A 17,975-nucleotide genomic window follows, 5' to 3' on the forward strand; every position below is an offset into this window, starting at 1 on the left:
TGAAGCTTGGAACGGAGGATGCGGGGCGGCTGGAGCCGCGCCGCATGATGGTCATTCAGCGGCCACCATGTGCTGGGCCTCGCCCTCCTCGTCGGCGGGCCCTTCGCCCTCACTTTCGCCCGCCAGGAACTCGGGCAGATCGTCGGCCTCGACATCACCGGAGGTCACGGCATCGGGATCAACCAGGCGCAGCGGTTCGGGCAGCCAGCCGGTATCGGCCAGGAGGCGCTCGGCTTCAGTGGCCATGTCGCCCTTCTTCATGTGGTCGATAAGCTGGGCGGCCCGTTCGCCCGCACCTTCGCGGACGGCCTCGAGAATGCGCGCCTTGGTGACACGGCCGAGATAATTGCCAACGGTGGGTTTCCAGCCTGCCGCCACCATGTCGAGGCCCGTGGCGCGCTGGAGGCGGTCGGCCTGCGCCAGACGCACATCCAGCCCGTGCTGGCTGACACCGGTTCCGCCATAGGGGTTCGGCCGCTCGAACAGCGCGTTTACCCCGAAGCTGATGCAATGGGCGAGCAGATCGAGCCGCGAGGTGTCGTCGAGATCGGTCAGCCAGTCCCAGAGCGCCTGATCGTCGGCCGGGATGTGGTCGCCCCAGCGTTCATGCCGCTCGGCAATTTCTCGGGCAGGTGCGCTGTCCTTCAACTCCTCCGGCTGCGCGGAGAAGAAGACATGGCGCACGCTGGCCTCGAGGCATCCGGTCGGCCTGGTGTGCCGGAAGGTGTCGCTGACCAGCTTGTGCAGCAACAGGGTCATGGCGACGTCCGGGTGTTCCGCGACGGCGTTGCGCAGCGCCAGGGTTCGATGCGCGGTCAGCTCGATGACAAGGCGTTCAGGCAGCGGCTTGACGCCGTCATCCACGTCTTCCTCCGGTTCGGAGGGCTGGCCGCCGAGCGTGATGACGGCGCGCTGGCCGGTGGGTCCATCCGATTGGTCAGCGTCGCCACCGGGCTCCGATGAGTCATCGCCATCGGATCCGGCCGGCCGTTCATCCTCGGGGCGCACATAGCCGCGATCCACCGACAGGGATCCATCGGCAGCGATGCTGACGAACGCGCCGGCCATGGCGATATCGGCCGGATCATAGATCACCGGGCGCTGCTCGAAGGCGTCGAGCGCCTCTTCGATCTCGCCCAGCCGCGCGTCGATCTCGTCGGGAAGCTCATCGGCCTCACCATATTCGGTTTCGATCCGGTCGTACTCCTCGCGCAACGCCTCACGGGTCGCGCGCTCCTCCTCGGTCAGATCGACCGTGGTACCGACAAGCTGCCGCAGCCCATGCTGGTGGCCATAGGGAAGGCTCACGGCGACCTCGACCCACTTCCAGCCCTCGGCGGCAATGGCCTCCGCTTTGGCCCTTAGCTTCTCGGCCACCAGCTGATCGAGCAGCACCGGGTCCTGCAACCAGCCGCCATCGTCGCACTGGAAGAGATCGCGCAGCACGATGCCGCCCGCCGCTTCATAGGCCTCCACGCCCACGAAACCCGCTCGCTTGTCGGAGGCCCGCACGGCGGTTTCGGTCAGCATCCGGCGGATGGTGTATGGCTCTTTCTGCCAGCTATCCTTGATCGCCGCCCAGACCTGTTCCTGACGATCATGGTCCTCCGAGACGGTGAAGGCCATGAGCTGTTCGAGCGTCATGCCGTCCTCGGCATAGGTGTCGAGCAGCGTCGGAGAGACGGATGCGAGACGCAGGCGCTGTTTTACGACCTTGACGTCGACGAAGAAGGCCGCGGCGATGGCCTCTTCCGTCATGCCTTTCTCGCGCAACGCCTGAAAGGCGCGGAACTGGTCGAGGGGATGGAGCGGCGCGCGCTCGATATTTTCGGCGAGCGACATCTCGTCGATCAGGATATCGCCACCGGCTTCCGAGACGACGCAGGGCACCGGGGCGGTCTTGTTGAGGCGCTTCTGCTTCACCAGCAGTTCGAGCGCCCGATAACGCCGGCCGCCGGCGGGCACCTCGAACATGCCGGTCTCCTTGCCCTCGCCATCCATGACCGAGCGGACATGCAGGGACTGGATCAGGCCGCGGCGTGCGATGGACTCGGCCAGTTCCTCGACAGAGATACCGGCCTTGACCCGCCGGACATTGGACTGGGAAAGCACCAGCTTGTTGAAAGGAATGTCGCGCGAAGACGACAGCGTGATCTTCTGAACGGCAGTAGCCATGTTCTTCACTCCGTGACGGACGCCGGGGAGCCTCTCTCTCCGGCAACCAGCCCGTCACGAATTACCCATCCCTCCTTTACCTCTCCTGGCCTTCCGCCGACCAATTCCCCCGGGCCATCAGATCTCTCCGCGGGCGCGCAGGCTCGTCTCCCGCCCTGCACCGGTGATGATATGGTCGTGCAGGGTCACACCCAGAGCCGCGCAGGCCTTCTGGATCTCCTTCGTCATCGTGAGGTCGGCGGCCGAGGGCTCGGGATCGCCGGCCGGATGGTTATGCACGATGATCAGCGCGGAGGCGTTGAGCGCCAGACTGCGCCGCAGCACTTCCCGGGGATAGACCGGGACATGATCGATTGTGCCGATGGCGAGGCATTCGTCCGAGATGAGCCGGTTCTTCCGGTCGAGATAGAGGACGTGGAAGCGCTCCACCTCGCCTCTTATGGTGAGGGCGCAATAGTCCAGCACCGCCTGCCACGAGGACAGGACCGGGTTCTGGTTGAGGTGGCGCAGCAGGATCTGGCGGGCTTCATACACGACAGCCTGTTCCTGGGCCGAAAGCGGTGCGGACTGCGACTTCACACCAAATGTCTTCTGATGTCGGGTCATGTTCAGGTCTCCCGACGGGCAGCCGGCCGGGCGCCGGGACTTTCACCGCGTCACGGCGGGAAGCGCCGCCCTCTGCCTGGGAGAGAGCGGCGCGGGATCGCAAAGCCGGAAAGCCGGAGGTTAGGCTTTCCGGTTTTCCGTATCGGCGGCTTGCAGGGTCAATCCGGCATTGTCGCTGGCGCGGGTGTAGAGAATGCGCTCAGCCGCACGGATGCTTCCGGCAGTTCGAGCCGCCTCAGCCCAGACCGAGATCGGGAAATCCCCGGTGAACAGCAGATCCCGCTCGATCCCCATGCCGAAGTGCAGCCGGATCGCTTCCATCTCGCTAAGGCTCCAGCTCCCGAGTTCGGGATAGCCAAGATCAGCAAGGCCGAACATGATGTCACCGTCGTTATCGAGTTCGGTCGCGAGCCAGACACCTTCGCCGAGGGGATTGAAGAACTTGACCACGGGGTCATGATCGGCATCGCGTTGGCGGCCATTGGCGAGAAGCGTTGCGCGCAGTTCGTCGGTGAGGAGGATCATGCAGCAACCCTCTCATCGGTCGAGGCCACAACCGGTTCGGCGATCTCCTCATCGGGCAGATGTGCGAGCAGCCAGTCGGCTGCCTTGCTCGCCTGCGAGGCGGCGCGGACGATGGCGCGGTTGTCCTCGCGCAGCACCTCCAGCCAGGAGCCGATGTAGTCGGCGTGGCGCACGGTCGGCAAGATGCCAAGCGATGCGCAGCAGAAGGCCGCGTTCATCTCGGCGACCAGTTCCTCGAATGCGTATTTCTTCATGCCGAAGCTGCCCGAGAAATCCCGCCCCAGGCGCGAGGCATGGCCCGTGGCGTGCCCCATCTCATGGAGCGCCGTCCTGTGCCAGTTGATCGGCTCGAAATAGGTGGCCGGCGGCGGCACCTGGACGTAGTCGAGCGCCGGGACATAGAAGGCGCGATCCCCACCGATGCGGAAATCGATCCCGGTGGCGCGGATCAGCGCCTCGACCCGCGGCTCGATCATGCCGGGCGGCGGTGGCGGGGCCTCGACGGCGATGTCCTCGGGCAGGCCCTCGCACTGCGCGGCATTGAAGACGGTGAATCGCTTCAGGAACGGAATGCTGCCTGCTTCCTCTCCCGATTCCTGGGCGCGGCGCCTTTCGTTCTCGGGGGTGAATCTGTCGGCATAGACGACGGTCGTGCCGCGCTCGCCCTTGCGGACATTGCCGCCGAGCGAGAGCGCCTGCCGGAAGGTGAGCCAATCCTGGGTCGGATAGCCGTGCTGGACCACGGCGCCCCAGAGGATCAGGACATTGATGCCGGAATATTGCCGCCCGGTTGCGGCGTTTCTCGGCATGGCGAGCGGCGCTTTCGCCGCCGCCGTCCCCCAGGGCTGGACCCAGGGCAGCCGGCCTTCCTCCAGCTCGGCGATGATCTTGTCGGTGATGTCGTCATAGAGATTGCTGCGGGCGCCGCCTTGGCGGGCTCGGTCCTGTCTGGCCATCGGGATGATCTCCGCGACGGGCGCCGGAGGCCTCTCCCCCAGCCCTCAACCCGTCACGGACAACCTGTCCGCACTCTCACTCGTGTAGGCCGGAGGTCCGCAAAAAGGCGCAGAACCGCAAAGACGCAAAGCTACCTTCCGGACATCCGCCGACGGCAGCATCACCTCCACCATGCGTCAGGGATCGACGCCCGCAGGGTGAAGACCCGCGCAAGCAAGGGCTTCAGCGTCAGCCAGGAGCCCGGCCCGAAGGGCGACGCCACGCCTGATCCGGTCAGCAACGCATGCATTCGCAGGTCCCCATCTCGGGAAAGGGGAGAGTTCTATAACATCCGGTACCAGATCCTCTCATGAGGCAAATCATGTCGAAATGTCCGCGGGTTGCGCGGATTTCTGGAGTCGAATCGCGCACCACTGCGACGGTGGAAGCGTTTCGGCGCGTGTTCACGACCCTTGTAGATCAACCGTCCGGTGAGCCTGGGGCGAAGGTACCCGCCGTGAAGGAAGGCTCGGGATCTCGTGGCGAGAATTCAGGGTCTGAGGAGAAGGCCTTCCTCGTCCAAGTGCAGATTGAAGACGGTCGGCACCATGCCAGGTCGAACTCAGACGATCCCTTCCTGCTGGGCCTTGTCAAAGATTTCCATGAGGACGGCACTCTGCTTTTCCGTAGGGATCTTTGCAGGTATCTGCTCCGCGATTTTGAGTATTCCCATCTCCTTCGGTGTCAGAAGCCGACGGCTTGCGCCTTCCTTGAGAATGAGGGACCAATGCGCTGTCGGCACTTCGAACACCTGCTTCTGCACCTCGATCCCGTTATCGATCTTCTGGGTCTGCCGTGCCGCCTTCGCTTCGTGTCGGTTGTCCTCGGCGGACGCAAGTCCGGGCCAGAATGCCTCCGGCAGCAGTTCCGCGATGCTGTCGGCCTGCCCAACCAGTTGTGTCCAGCAGCCCTCCCTCTTGCACCATTCGGAGATGTTGGAGATGCCCTGCGGCGGCCGGATGATATCCTCGTTGACGGCGGTGGCGATGACGACGAGCGCCTCCGACAGAACGTCGTCAACCGCCTGGGCGGCCCAGACACGCTGATAGTCGACGCTGGCCTTCCGGCGTTTAGCAATCTCGCCAAGCATGGACAGCGTGTAGGCCACGATATTGGCGCGGTAGCCGCCGTTGTACCAGGGCTGCGCCGACACCAGCTTCTCGGTTGCGCGGAACAGGATGCCGCGGGCGATGGCGCGCTTGAAATAGAACTCGTTGAAGCCGTCGGACGACCTCTCCCATTCCTTCCCTATCCGCAGTGCGTAGCGGGCGAAATTCTTCTGGCTGCCGAGGTTCACCCATCGGGGATGGTCGTCGAAAACGTTCTCGAACTTGGCGAGGTCCGTCTTGGTGAACATCTGGGTCTTCGGGTACTCCGCGCGGAATCGCTTCTGCTCGCCGGGGGTGAGCTTCGACTGCGCATCCGCATACTGGCCGCGCGCCCGCTCGTAGAACCACTTTGTCTCGCGCTGCGCGCCCTGCTGCGCCGGCGCCCAGATCCGGCGCGAGAATTCCGCCATACGGACATGAAAGGGGTGGTTGGAGAAAAAGTCTGCCGCGTTCACCCGGTTCTGGGTGTTCGCATATTCCGAGATGCGGGGGACAACCGTCTCGCTCTGCTCGTTGTCGATGACCGACAGCTTCATCTGGACGAAAATATCCGACAGGTCGGCCTTGTCGCGGCGCTGGGTATGGAAGAGCGAGGCGGTCGTCTGACCGCCGTTCACGATCTGAAGGTCGGTCATGCGGACAATCTGGAGACCGCTGTCTGTTATCCGCGTCTCGATCTCCTGCGCGGTCGCGGTGATGCCGTTGTTGTAGGCGAAAAACATCTGCGGTTCATTGATAATGGTCGCGCGGATGCCCTTGTTCACCTGTGCACGGGCCTGGAGGAAGGTCCGTACGTTCTGTTCCATGAGCCGCGCGCTGTACCGGTCGTAGAGCGCCGCGAGGATCGGCGCCGGCATGACGATCAGGTAGGACTGATAGGAGCCCGAGCCGAGATTGGCCGGCAGGCAGGCGATGCCGTTTCCGAACAGCTCGACGAAATCGATGTTGAGCGGTTCCTTGTGTCCCCGCGAGCTGCGCTGACGCTGGAAGCGCGCCATGTCCCAGATGTGATAGGTCGCGCGGATGCCGCCCACCTCACCCTCGGGAAAGGCCTGGAAGCGGTCGCTCAGCACCCGTTCCGAGGTCAGATAGAAATTGATCTGGCGCAGCATCGCCCGGCGGTCGGCTATCTGCCGGACAAGCCCGTATTCAGGTGTTGTCACGTCGGGTTCGAGTATTCCCTGCAGGCTCGCCTCGAAGAAGTTGACGACGCGCTTGAAGGCAGCGTCCACATCGGTGCGTGTGAGCGTCTCCAACTCGCGGCGGCAGTCGAAGTCGGCCACGAAGATGTCGAGAGCGCCCTCGTCGTTGAACCAGTAGCCATCGACGCGCATGCCGCGCGGAGCACGATAGTGGCAGTGCTCGAACCCTTCGATGAAGCCGGTTTCGATCAGTTCGGTGGAGACCGACTCCATGAAAGCTTCAAGCTGGTAGGTGCTGTTGGCCTCGGCGTCGGCCAGCGTTTCCTGGCGGAAGTCGTGGAAGAATTCCTCTACGGTCTGCTCCATCAGTCCCCCCCGAAGACTTCCCCGTCGTCGCATTCGTAGGACGCAATGGTTTCCAGCCTGATTTCATATGCGACTTTGTCGATGCCGGTCGGCAGCTGCGACCGTATGAGCCGCGGAAACCCGTCACTGACACGATAGCTGTATACATCGCTGACGACGAAGCGCGGCGCGTCGTAGTCGGGCAAAGGCGCATAGCCGTGCGCCACGAGCTTGCGATCGAACGCCTCGATGGCTTCCGCCTCGGCGAGCCGCGCCTGGACGGCGGCGACGATCTCGTTGAGCGTCCGCGCACCCGCAGCGTCAGGCAGGCTGCTCAGCCGGTAGATGCGCAGGAACAGCGCGTCGTTTAGCGACTCCAGCTGGTCCTCGGAGGAAATGCGGACCATGCTGCGTTCGGTGCCGGAGAGCGATTTGATCTCCACCGCCGTATTGCCGAAGATGAAATCCTGATGGGACTTTTCCGGGCCGAGCCAGGCCTCGACGGCAACGGCGGACGATGGCGCCATGTCGATCAGCTCCAACAGGAAGGTGAGTTCGGCGAAAAGGCCCCGGATCTCCTCGGCCGACAGGTGCTGGCTGCGACCGGACATGAAGGTCTTCCACCGCCGGATATGCGCCAGCGCGACGGCGAGCGAGCTGGCGGAGTCGGTGGCGTGCTCCAGCGCGGATGCAAGCGTGCGGCAGAGGCCCTCGAACAGATCGCGGTCGACCTGCTTTTCGAGGGTGAGGACAAGACGCTGCCACCCCGGCTCGCCTCCACGAAGATCGACGTCGATGCCATGCACGGTGACCACATTCTTCCGGAACGGGTCGGTGTAGTCGCCCTGAAGCTCAGCAATGAACAGGCAGGCGCCCGTCGTGTCCCGTCCCCAGAAGCAGGGCACGGCGGTTTCGCCGGGAACCTGACGGACGTTGAAATCCGCACCGGGGACCGCGATGTTATCCCACGGGGAGGACTCAGGCATCGTAGTCCTCCTCCTCGTCCGGATCGTCGCCATAGCCCTGCATCTGCTGGAGCCAGACCTTGTTCACGACCACATTGATGGTTGTTGAATAGTCCCCGTAGGGAAAGCTGACGCCGAAGGCGGCGACCGGTCCCGTCACGGCCTCACCCCTGGGTTCGAGGCTGTGGATCATGAGGAGCGGCCTGTTTCGGACCATCCGGTAGTGCGTATCTGATACCGCCCCGGTTCCGTCCTCGCCGTTGGCCAGTGTCTCCGCCTCCTTCCGCTGCGCATCGTCAAGCCCGAGCCTCTCGTCGCCGCGGGAGGCGACGCGATCCTTGTTCACCCGCCACGCGGTTCCGTTCGGCTGATCCTTGCCGACGACGCGCACCTGGTTTCTCAGCGTGAACGGCCCGCCATCGCCCGGAGCGCCTCCGGGAGAGATGAGCAGGACGTCGGCGAGCGGACGCTTTTCCGCGATCCGTTCGAGATAGTTCACCACGTCCGATTTGATGCCGGCGAAGGTGGAGTGACACTCAAATCGGGTCAGGAAATCTTCGACGACCGCGATCGGGATGTCGCGGAAGATGACGCCCTTTTCCGTAGTCTCCTCTGGCCGCCCGCCGAAGCCGCCGCGCCAGTGTTCGGCGATCAGGTCGAAATTGCGGGCATTCACGTCCGGATCGGTGGAGACGATGTAGCTCTCACGCAACCGGCCGCTGAAGGTCTGTTCGACCGTGACCTCCTGACCCGACCGCATCTTGTTGGCGGCGGTGATCAGCAGGCTGTCCGGATGCGAGCGGACATAGAGACCGAAATCAATCGGGCTGAGGCCGTCGCGCCGCATCCGCTTGACCTGCTGGCTGAGTTCCTCGGCTGCTTCGGCGATGTGGGAATACCAGTTGATGGAATCGCGCGAGAGATGGACGCGGCACAGATCCTCGAATCCCGGTCGGTAGCCGAACCAGCGGCCCATCTGCATGAGCGTGTCGTACATCTTGGTGTTGCGATACATGTAGCTGACGGTCAGGCCCTCAATGGTCAGGCCGCGCGACAGGCTGAGACCGCCTATGGCGATGGCGGTGAGGCCGACACCCTCCTTCTCGTACCGGGTGTAGTCGAGCACCTCGTCGCTCTTGCTGTTGATGACGTAGAGGTGGAGGTGATCGAACACGCCGTTGAGCGCTGCCTTGACCTCGGGCCAGGTGAAGCCCGCACCGGCATATTCGGTGTCGAACGCCTGTTTCAGACCCTGCATGTAGACGTTCGCCGAAGAGACGGATTCCGGCATCAGATAGCTGGCCCGGACTGCTTCCCGGATCCTTTTCTCCCGCAGGCTGAGAAAATCGCGCACGGCCTTCTGCACCGGCACGAAACGCGACACGTTGATCATCATCGAGCAGTGCTTGCCGGTCTGCCCGCGCAGATTGCGGATGGCACGCGCGACAATGAACTCATCGAGTGCGCGGTAAAGGCTGGGCGGCAGCTCCGGAATGGGGTCGTCCCGTTTATGGCTGTAGGGAAGGAAATCCTCGGAGTCGTCGATCGGCTCCACGATCGACTGGCTGGTCTCGTCGTTGAGAAAGACCTTCTCCGCACCGAAATAGGTCGTCGGCGCATCCAGGCAGTAGATGAAGTCGCGCGGGAACAGCTCCTCGCGCACGTCATCATCATAGGCGTCGGGATTGATGAAGATGTTGGCGAACGGCGTTGCCGTGTAGCCGACATAGCAGGATTTCGCGAACAGCCCCAGGATGCGCCGGATCATGGCGTTCGTGCGGGTCGGGTCCAGGTCCTCCTTGTTGGTGTTGATCGAGGCGTTGTCGGCCTCATCGTCGATCAGCAGCATGGGCACGTCGGAAATCCGGTCGCCACCCTCCGCGTTCAGCGCCTTCAGCCATTTGTGCAGGGCCGTCAGCGTCGTGACATTCTTCTTGATGATGAGGATGATCGGCTTGCTGAAGTCGTTTATCTTCCAGCCGCTCTTGGCTGCGGTGTTCTTGTTGAAGTCCTCATTGATGTTGGTGAGCGTCGCCGGGTGCGGGTAGCCGGGATCAAGTCCGACGCCGATGGAGCGGCGGTTTTCGGGATCGCTTGACCGCCCGATGAAGGCTTCGTCGATGCGCTCCTGGGTCTGCTTGCGCAGATTGTTGTGAATGCCGGCGATGACGATGATGAACTTGTAACCGGCGTCAGCGGCGCGGGCGATCAGGCCGGTATAATTGGCGGTCTTGCCGGACTGAACATGACCGATGACCAGGCCGCGCCGGTTCCAGGCCGTACCCTCGCTGAGCGGGTCCTGGAGATGTCCCAGGATACGGCTGGTCACATCGCTCAGCGACTGTACCATCCGGGGCGGCCAGCCGTCCTTCAGAAGGAAATTCTCGTAGGCGTCGGAATAGGTCCAGGTTATGTCCTCGCGCTTGCGGACCCATTGATCGTCATGCTTCGCGGTAACATCTACGAGCGAGACACCGGCGCCCATGCGCGTGTCGATCGAGATCATCGCCTCGGTGATGATGTTACGGAGGTCACCGGTATAGCCGAAGATGGCGCCAATCTGCCTGGCCTTCTCCTCCACCTGCTCCCGCGTCGGCGTCTCGGTCAGGTTCGCGAGACCGGAGATCAGTGCGTTGGCGATGTTGCGTTCTTCCGTGATGATCGTCGCGGTCATGCGAAAGCCTCTGCGATGAATTTCTCGGCCGTTTCGATCTGCCCGTCGAAGAGGCGCGTCGATCGCACGATCTGGAGAAACGCCTGCGGGTCGCCCGGTCCATCGCCGTAGAGCACCTGCTTGAGGCTCTTAAGCCGATCCAGCGTCTGGTCCTTGTCGGCGGCGGCCTGGTTCACCTCGCGCGGATGCGTCGAATAGTCGGAATAGATCATCTCGACCGGCAGGGCGGCGGCGATCGAATCAAGCAGCACACGCAACGAACTGGCATCGTCGGGAGTCAGCCGGGCGCCGAGAGAAGCGATGAGCGGGTGCTCCGCGTTGATCGCGAACCGGATGCCGCCATGATCGGCGTAGCGTTCCCAGAGTGGTTCCTGGCTTTCCTGGAACAGCTTCTGGCCTCGACCGCGATGGACGGTGACACTACGGGCGATGATCTGACTGATGATCTGCCGCAGGCGTTCGCGCACGGCGTGCGGCGGACGCGCGCGCGACTTCTTGATGTCGATGGTCCAGGCTTCATCGAGGCTGTTCGGAAAGTCGATCTGGACCCGCGCCAGCTTCGTGGCCTCGCCCTTGGGCACCAGCCGGAACCAGTCGCCCCAGGCCATCAGGCGGCCGTTGCGATAGACGTAGGCGCCCTGATTGGAAATGAAGTCGCTGCGGTCCTGATAGTAGTCATATTCGGATGCCGACAGCCGGCTGTGGTGAGGCAGGACGTAGGGCTGCATCACGACCGGCACATCACCGATCCAGACCTTCTCCTCCCGGAGCATCTGGGTCGCCTCGTTCTTCCGGCAGAAGGGATCGAATGCAGCGACCGGATGGCCGTTGATGCGGATGGTCAGCTTGCGCCGCCCTCTGACCTCCCCGCTGAGGAAGCGGTGAAAGACGAGTGACAGATGCCGTTCGACGACGGCCAGCTTCTCGTTGACGATCTCGTCGCGCTTCCGCCCGGTCTCGTCCTCGAACAGCCGGTCGAGATCCCGCCAGATGACCAGGGTGCCGGTATCGCCGAGGGCCTCGATAAAAGGCATCTCCACGATCTCGTCGGGCTCAAGAACGGAGATGAACCAGTCGTCGTCCTCTTCGATCCGGGAGAGGTTCCATTCGGCGCCGACGCGTTCGCCCTTCACGGCACTGACCACGGTGAGGAGGCGGCACTGCGAGAACGACGCGGTCTTGAGGCCGAGGCCGAAGCGCCCGAGGTCTTTCGGGCCTCGTTCCTTGCGCGGGTCGGTGGCGCCATGGCGCATCGCCGCGATCACCTCGTCCTCCGTCATCCCGCGCCCGTTGTCGGCGATGACGAGCACCGGCGAGCTGCGGCTCATGTCGCAGAAGATCTGGATGTCGGTCGCGTCGGCCGAGATGCTGTTGTCGATCAGGTCGGCAACGGCGGTTTCGAGCGAGTAGCCGAGATCGCGGAGCGAAGCCGTCAGGCTGGCGGCACTCGGGGGCAGATGGTGCGACCTCGCCATCAGCCATCGCCCCGCAGTTCATCGGCGAGGCGGCGGACAATGCCCTCCGCGTCGGCCTTCAACTCGCATTCCCATACGGTCAGGACGGTCCAGCCGGCGGCTTCAAGCGCGGCCCGGTTGCGTGCGTCGCGGCTGACATTGCCGTCGAACTTCTCCTGCCAGAACTCGCGCCGGGTAGACGGCGTGGTGGCATTCCGGCACCCCGGATGCCGGTGCCAGAAGCAGCCGTGGACGAAGATCGCCGTCCGGTATCTGGGCAGGACAACGTCGGGCCGGCCGGGAAGCTGCTTCGCATGAAGCCGGAACCGGAACCCCGCACGGTGCAGCAGCGAGCGCAGACGCATTTCCGGGCCGGTGTTCCGGCCCCTGATCCGCGACATGTTCCAGCTGCGCCGCTCTCTGGTCAGCGTGTCCGCCATCATCCGCCGCTCCGAATGGAGTCGAGCACCTCGGCGACGATTTCGGCGATCTGCTGTGCCAGCTTCGGCGGCACGGCGTTGCCAACCTGGTGATATTGCTCGGTGCGGGGGCCCGCGAAGAAATAGTTGTCCGGAAAGGTCTGAAGGCGGGCTGCTTCGCGCACGGTCAGGCTCCGGCACTGAGCCGGGTCGTAGTGGATGAAGTAGTGACCATCCTTCGAGATATGCGAGGTAACCGTCGTCGATACCTGGTCGGCGAGCTGAACCCGGAAGCGGTCGGAGAACATCTTGCCGCTGCGACCTTCCTCGACATTCTGATGATCGGGGAGGAGATTTGCGGGAAAATCGGCCAGTTTGGGGCTGCGCCCGGTCTCCTGCGCGAAGGTCGCCGCATAAATGTAGCGCCGCAGGTCGGACGCCATGTGACTGCGCGCGTCGTGCGCGGTCAGGACCGTCAGGCGTTCATCGTACAGGCTGCGCAGCACATCATGATTCGGCCGTCGCATGTCATAGCGGGAGGACGAGGTCGAGCGCGGCGAGCGCATCTCGATGAGCTTGTCGAATCCGAGTTCACGCGCCACCGGTCCCGCATGGGCCGAGCCGTTGAGCTGCCCGCGGATGTCCATGCTGGAAATGTGCCGAATGGCGCTCAGCCAGGCGTCATGGCTGTCCTTCTCCTTCGACAGACCGCTTCGGATTGCCGGCAGGGAGCCGATGGTGTCGCGAACGGTCGGAGCCGTCATCTTCCTGAGGGTGGAGGGCCGAACCTTAAGATCGCTGCGGATGCCGACGATAAACATCCGGTGCCGCGCCTGCGGAATGCCGTGATCCTCGGCGCGCACAAGGAACAGACGTGGATCGACTTCGCCCTCGGCCATCTCCTCTTCGGTGAGAGAATAGAGCCGGTAGGCGAGGTCGGCCGGAGCGCCGGCAATTGCGGTCGCCGGCTGCTGCAGGTCGCGGACGATCCGATTGATGGCGGACTTACCCTCGATCGTGGCCGACAGCAGCCCCTTCACATTCTCCATGACGAAGATCGGCGGTCGATGATCGGCAATGATGCGGAGATATTCGAGGTAGAGGGTGTGCTTCTCGTCCTGCTCGAAGTCCGGATCGCCCTTCATCCGCGATCGGCCTGCCAGTGAATACGCCTGACAGGGAGGGCCGCCGACCAGTGCCCATCGGTCATTTCCGCCGAGCCTGTCTACGATCAGCTGCCGCACAAGGGCGTGAGAGTCTGCGGCGAGTGAAATTCGCAAGGCACTTTGCTTCGCCTCAAGATAGGCGGCGGGATGGCGATTGAACAGCTCCGTGTCCGTTATCCCGCCCGCGAGGAACTCATAGTAGTCGTCAGGAGCCTCGCCATCGGGGAAATGCCGAACGAAATGGCGAAGCAGCAGGGTCCTGTGAGAGAACTTGTCCCTTTCGATAGAGACGGTGCTGCGAAAACGGTGCTTACCCTTTTCATCCAGTGCAGATGCGAAGCCCTCCCCCAATCCGCCCGGACCGGCAAAGAGATCAACAACGGGATATGCGTTGGAGCGGTGAACATTCTCCAATCCGGAAACTGACGTCCCGCCCGAAGGCAATTCTGCCGGAATTTCGGCACCCCCTCGCACCAACATATCTACCTGCCAGTCGTCTTCTCGTTCGAGGCTGCATGCTGCCCGTCGACCGGCGGGTATCCGCCGAGCCGTTGGAACTCCTCCACACTGACGACGACGACAACCGGCCGCCCGTGCTTGTTGACCTGAACCGGCTCGGCACGTGCGCAATCGAGAAGCAGCCCGAAGTTGTTCTTCGCGTCCTTGGCAGTCATGGTTTTCATAGTTATTCCGCGTAACGGGAAGTAGCTATTTTAGCCATTAGGACAGCCGGCACAACAGTAAAACCCAAGGTATCTACGGCAATAAAGTTCGGCGATCCCTCAGTCAAACGGTAGAAACACTCCTATAGATGGCGAGGTTAAGACTGCCAAAACCGCACCAATGAGGACGGAGGCAGAAATCCTCGAAGGCAGCCACATCCAACCAAACCACGGCCAGACGAACGGTGCGCCGACGGTCTTCCAAGCCGGCCATGCGACACCGAACTGACCAGTCTGTCCCTTGCCCGGCACAGCCTGATGGGCCTGCAGATTTTCATCACCCTCCGATCGTCTTCTTTGCCAAAAAATCCCCTATCCCGGCCTGTATTTGTCGTCGAACCCGTCGAAGGCGTCCGCGACAATCGCCTCAATCTGCTGAACCTCATCGTCGCGCAGCTTCTTAAACTCGCCGGTGCGGCGGCGTTTGCTGAGCGAGCCACCGTTCTGGCGGATGTGCATGACAAGGTCCTGTGCCATGCGGTCGGGCATTTCGACCAGGTTCATGACGGCAGTCAGAGCCTGATCGCGGCACTTGAGGTAGTCGATCTCGCGCGGCAGATCGATCCCGACGGTTCGTTGCACACAGCTATAGAGGAACTCGGCCTCTTCAGTGCAGTCGAAATAGCGATAGAGGTCCGCCGTGTCGTTGGTGACGTCGACATTGTGATTGGGCAGCGCGCGCCAGTCGATGAACTCCATCAAAGGACCGGAGTGCCGCTTCAGGGTCGAGGCATAGTCGTCGATGCGATCCAGCATGACGGCCGAGACAGGAAACACCATGCCGGGCGGGGTGTATTTGCGCTCGGCAAGCACGTGGTGGATGAGACAGCGGTGCAGACGTCCATTGCCGTCGGCCAGCGGGTGCACGTAAACGAACCCGAATGCAATCGCGGCCGCCTGCAGCACCGGATCGACCTCTGAGCTCCGCAGCCTGTTGTTGCATTCATTGAGGCCGGTCATGATGTCGGGAACATCCTGAGGACGGGCACCGATGAACTCGGGCAGCGGATCATGGTTGTGATCCCGCTCGCCTAGAAACACGCCCTCGCTGCGATATCCGATCTCGGTGAACCGATCGTCGCCGATCAGGATGCGGTGCAGGCGATAGATCTCTTCTCTGTTGAGCGGACGCTTGCCCGCCTCCAGAACCGCACGTCCCCAGCGCTCGAGCCGGTTGGCAGGTGCACGTTCGCCCTCGATCTCGAAGCTCGCACGGCTGTCGGCGAGGAGGAGAAAGCTTGCAGCCCGGGAAACGACATGGGCACCCGTTCGCCCTATCGTCTCCTGCGCCTTATGCGAGAGGTCGAGGGCCAGAAATGCTTCCAGCTTTCTCGTGCGTCTGATGATCGGACAGAACGCGCCCGTACCAAGCAGATTGTTGCGCACACGATGGCGCAGGGAAAGCGATGGGGGACCGGTGAAATATGCTTCGGGATCGAGGGCGTCGACGGCGGTGACTGTGGGGGCGTCATCGATGTCGAGCCGCCTGCCGGTCAGGGTTTCGTAAAAGAACCACACGCGCCGCGTCACCGCGCCGGTCGGTGTGCGCTGGATGAAGTCTATGAGTTCCTTTGCCGGCAGGGCATCGAGGATGCGTTTGAGAACCAGAAGATCGACCGGCTCATGGCGCAGTGCAAAGCCGAGATGCCCATCCAGGGTGTCGTCCGGTTGATACCGCTTGTCATAGACCTCCCAGATGCCCTCTTGCCGGCGATTGCCGTGCACATGGCGTTCGGAAATGCAGGCAGGGTTCCTCACAGGCGCCTTCACGTCGAGCGCGTGGACGAGAGCGGCCCACCCCGCGGGCCGCGTGCCCTCTGGGACGGGTTCGTTCTGAAAATGGGCAGGATTCCCGATATCCAGCTTCATGTCGGCTTTCTCTCATGATTGTCGAAAGGCGATCATACATCGCACATCCGTCGAAATAAAATTACAGCTCAAGGATTGAAAATCAATCACCAGTGTCGAAAATCGCTCATGAAGAGAGGTAAGTGTCGATAGCAAGACGAAGGGTGCCCGGCGCCATTGACCAGAAAGGAGCCAAAATGCCGCCAAAAGAGCTCTCGCGCGAGGAACTGTTCGCGCTGGTTTGGGAGAAGCCGACGCAGGAGGTGGCCAGGGAACTTGGCGTTTCGGATGTCGCCATCGCCAAGCTGTGCGCCCGTCTTCAGGTTCCCAAGCCGCCGCGAGGCTACTGGGCCAAGGTTCAATCCGGGCAGACGCCGAAACGTCCGCCACTTGCGGCGTTCCGCGAAGAGGTAGATCGCAAACGCCGGGAAACAGCACGCGCGAAAGCAGCCGGATTGCTGTCGAAACTGCAGCAGCAATTCTACCAGGCTGCGCTCAGCGAGTTGGACGCTCGCGGTGCGGATGTGGATGGGGATGGGGCCGAGACACGCGGGAGCAGGCTACGCGAACTCCACCCGGATCTCGCCACACAGATCCTGCTCCTTATTCAAAACCGCGGGCATGACTGGGTCAAAGAGGGAAAAGTCGCCGCCAACTGGAACCATTCGGTTCAGGCCAGTGCGGCCAATCTTGTTGGAAAGCTCCTGCCACTCGCACGGCCACAGCTCTTGATGTTTGAGAGCGATCGCGAGCCCGGGCGGTACATGGCAAACGGCCCTGCGGTCTTCGTGCGCCTGACAGCACATCTGCAGGAGCGGATTGCCTCTCTGGTGCGCGTCGTCCGGGACCTGAACCTGAACCACGTAGTCATGCCGCTGATGGCCGTGGATCATGCGTGGTCGGCCCGGTATCTCTATGCGCCGGCGGCGCATATTTTCCTGGACAGCACCTTGTGTGTTTCAGCCACCGAAGTCTGGGTGGAAAGTGCCCGGCGAGCGTGGCGCGACGAGGATCCGCCTGAACGGGTCGCCACCGGCAGACTCAAGCTGCGCGATATCATGCCGATCGATTACATGCCCGTTCGGGAAATCGAGCTGCCACCGGGCGTTTCCCGCGCCACCGTGAAACCCTACCGATTGCGTCTACAGGGATTACTCGAAGCCGATCGCGTATATGAGATGATATCGCACGCCACATACGCGATCAAACGGCAGGTTCCAGACGACAAGCTCTTGCTGGCGGACCGGATACGGTTCGGAAGAGAACGACCTTTTCGGTCGGCACGGGAAGCTCTGGCGCGCATTGAGGATGAATTGGCCGACTGGGAGACGGAGTTGGAAGCCGAGCGCTCTGCGCTGGCCCAGTCCATCCTGGGCATTGAAATCGGAGACATCGTGGCAGCGGAAAATCGCGGGCGCTTCCTACGTCTTTCCGTCACGGGAATTACCCTCTACGCGAGCGACAAAGGCGCCACCTTCATCATCAGTGGCACGCGGTTTCGTAAGGACGGCACGTTGGGTAAGCTGCAGGACACGTTGAGTCTGCATTTTGAAGGTGACAGGTGATCGGAGTGTTCGCACGGTCTGAACGCTAAGGCTCACCGCGGCGGCGAATCTCTTTGTGGGCGCGACCAGGTTGCGCGAACTGCTCGGGCTCGCACTGCGCAAATCACATTCGACCCGAAGTCGCTGCGGCCGCCCAATCAGGGATGGCAGGTCATCGACTGACGGCGGCCGGTTGATGTCCGCTTGTTAGTTCTATCCGGACTGCTTGCGGGAGCCCTTTATCCGCTCGCTTTGCCTCCAAGCGCGAGCATATCGAGCACCCGT

13 protein-coding genes are annotated in these 17,975 nt (G+C 62.6%); 1 reads left to right on the forward strand and 12 read right to left on the reverse strand.

Annotation, left to right across the window (positions count from 1 at the left end; genetic code table 11):
• Positions 1-51: 51 nt before the first annotated feature.
• From P2PM1_RS03600 to P2PM1_RS03655, 12 genes are all read right to left on the reverse strand, one after another.
• Entirely contained in the window at positions 52-2,175 is a 2,124-nt protein-coding gene (locus P2PM1_RS03600) for a ParB/RepB/Spo0J family partition protein (protein ID WP_186398150.1), read from the reverse strand.
• 117 nt (positions 2,176-2,292) lie between these two features.
• On the reverse strand, positions 2,293-2,781 hold the full coding sequence (gene radC, locus P2PM1_RS03605; RefSeq protein ID WP_186398151.1) for a DNA repair protein RadC: 489 nt from the start codon (positions 2,779-2,781) through the stop codon (positions 2,293-2,295).
• A 120-nt stretch (positions 2,782-2,901) separates the two neighbouring features.
• Positions 2,902-3,306 (reverse strand): DUF2958 domain-containing protein, encoded by a 405-nt coding sequence (locus P2PM1_RS03610; protein WP_186398152.1) that lies wholly within the window; start codon positions 3,304-3,306, stop codon positions 2,902-2,904.
• Positions 3,303-4,262 carry an ArdC family protein gene (locus P2PM1_RS03615; protein ID WP_186398153.1) on the reverse strand — a complete coding sequence of 320 codons (960 nt, stop codon included), beginning with the start codon at positions 4,260-4,262 and terminating at the stop codon, positions 3,303-3,305. The genes P2PM1_RS03610 and P2PM1_RS03615 overlap by 4 nt, the downstream gene beginning before the upstream one ends.
• A gap of 602 nt (positions 4,263-4,864) precedes the next feature.
• The gene (locus P2PM1_RS03620; protein WP_186398154.1) at positions 4,865-6,919 is read right to left on the reverse strand and encodes an AIPR family protein; all 2,055 of its coding nucleotides are present in this window, start codon (positions 6,917-6,919) and stop codon (positions 4,865-4,867) included.
• Complete coding sequence (locus tag P2PM1_RS03625) at positions 6,919-7,884, reverse strand: PD-(D/E)XK motif protein (protein WP_186398155.1); 966 nt, start codon at positions 7,882-7,884, stop codon at positions 6,919-6,921. Before P2PM1_RS03625 ends, P2PM1_RS03620 begins: the two co-directional genes overlap by 1 nt.
• Complete coding sequence (locus P2PM1_RS03630; RefSeq protein WP_186398156.1) at positions 7,877-10,537, reverse strand: Z1 domain-containing protein; 2,661 nt, start codon at positions 10,535-10,537, stop codon at positions 7,877-7,879. Before P2PM1_RS03630 ends, P2PM1_RS03625 begins: the two co-directional genes overlap by 8 nt.
• Complete coding sequence (locus P2PM1_RS03635; RefSeq protein WP_186398157.1) at positions 10,534-12,012, reverse strand: ATP-binding protein; 1,479 nt, start codon at positions 12,010-12,012, stop codon at positions 10,534-10,536. Before P2PM1_RS03635 ends, P2PM1_RS03630 begins: the two co-directional genes overlap by 4 nt.
• On the reverse strand, positions 12,012-12,434 hold the full coding sequence (locus P2PM1_RS03640; protein ID WP_371636340.1) for a very short patch repair endonuclease: 423 nt from the start codon (positions 12,432-12,434) through the stop codon (positions 12,012-12,014). The genes P2PM1_RS03635 and P2PM1_RS03640 overlap by 1 nt, the downstream gene beginning before the upstream one ends.
• Positions 12,431-14,056 carry a DNA cytosine methyltransferase gene (locus tag P2PM1_RS03645; protein WP_186398158.1) on the reverse strand — a complete coding sequence of 542 codons (1,626 nt, stop codon included), beginning with the start codon at positions 14,054-14,056 and terminating at the stop codon, positions 12,431-12,433. Before P2PM1_RS03645 ends, P2PM1_RS03640 begins: the two co-directional genes overlap by 4 nt.
• A 2-nt stretch (positions 14,057-14,058) precedes the next feature.
• Complete coding sequence (locus P2PM1_RS03650) at positions 14,059-14,259, reverse strand: type II toxin-antitoxin system Phd/YefM family antitoxin (RefSeq protein ID WP_186398159.1); 201 nt, start codon at positions 14,257-14,259, stop codon at positions 14,059-14,061.
• Positions 14,260-14,610: 351 nt separating this feature from the next.
• The gene (locus tag P2PM1_RS03655) at positions 14,611-16,167 is read right to left on the reverse strand and encodes a Fic family protein (protein ID WP_186398160.1); all 1,557 of its coding nucleotides are present in this window, start codon (positions 16,165-16,167) and stop codon (positions 14,611-14,613) included.
• Between the two features lie 176 nt (positions 16,168-16,343).
• On the opposite strand from P2PM1_RS03655, the gene P2PM1_RS03660 reads away from it, so the two are divergent.
• Positions 16,344-17,711, forward strand: coding sequence for a hypothetical protein (locus tag P2PM1_RS03660; protein WP_186398161.1), 1,368 nt, complete (start codon positions 16,344-16,346; stop codon positions 17,709-17,711).
• Positions 17,712-17,975: the final 264 nt, after the last annotated feature.

Source organism: Stappia sp. P2PMeth1, from assembly GCF_900185735.1.
In the GTDB taxonomy this organism is placed as follows: Bacteria; Pseudomonadota; Alphaproteobacteria; order Rhizobiales; family Stappiaceae; genus Stappia.

What these genes read in the sequence shown, in the direction of transcription:
- P2PM1_RS03615 (WP_186398153.1), bottom strand. Translation starts at nt 4,262, where the DNA reads ATGGCCAGACAGGACCGAGCCCGCCAAGGCGGCGCCCGCAGCAATCTC.
- P2PM1_RS03620 (WP_186398154.1), bottom strand. Translation starts at nt 6,919, where the DNA reads ATGGAGCAGACCGTAGAGGAATTCTTCCACGACTTCCGCCAGGAAACG.
- P2PM1_RS03660 (WP_186398161.1), top strand. Translation starts at nt 16,344, where the DNA reads ATGCCGCCAAAAGAGCTCTCGCGCGAGGAACTGTTCGCGCTGGTTTGG.
- P2PM1_RS03650 (WP_186398159.1), bottom strand. Translation starts at nt 14,259, where the DNA reads ATGAAAACCATGACTGCCAAGGACGCGAAGAACAACTTCGGGCTGCTT.
- P2PM1_RS03600 (WP_186398150.1), bottom strand. Translation starts at nt 2,175, where the DNA reads ATGGCTACTGCCGTTCAGAAGATCACGCTGTCGTCTTCGCGCGACATT.
- P2PM1_RS03640 (WP_371636340.1), bottom strand. Translation starts at nt 12,434, where the DNA reads ATGATGGCGGACACGCTGACCAGAGAGCGGCGCAGCTGGAACATGTCG.
- P2PM1_RS03610 (WP_186398152.1), bottom strand. Translation starts at nt 3,306, where the DNA reads ATGATCCTCCTCACCGACGAACTGCGCGCAACGCTTCTCGCCAATGGC.
- P2PM1_RS03645 (WP_186398158.1), bottom strand. Translation starts at nt 14,056, where the DNA reads ATGTTGGTGCGAGGGGGTGCCGAAATTCCGGCAGAATTGCCTTCGGGC.
- P2PM1_RS03625 (WP_186398155.1), bottom strand. Translation starts at nt 7,884, where the DNA reads ATGCCTGAGTCCTCCCCGTGGGATAACATCGCGGTCCCCGGTGCGGAT.
- P2PM1_RS03630 (WP_186398156.1), bottom strand. Translation starts at nt 10,537, where the DNA reads ATGACCGCGACGATCATCACGGAAGAACGCAACATCGCCAACGCACTG.
- P2PM1_RS03655 (WP_186398160.1), bottom strand. Translation starts at nt 16,167, where the DNA reads ATGAAGCTGGATATCGGGAATCCTGCCCATTTTCAGAACGAACCCGTC.
- radC (WP_186398151.1), bottom strand. Translation starts at nt 2,781, where the DNA reads ATGACCCGACATCAGAAGACATTTGGTGTGAAGTCGCAGTCCGCACCG.
- P2PM1_RS03635 (WP_186398157.1), bottom strand. Translation starts at nt 12,012, where the DNA reads ATGGCGAGGTCGCACCATCTGCCCCCGAGTGCCGCCAGCCTGACGGCT.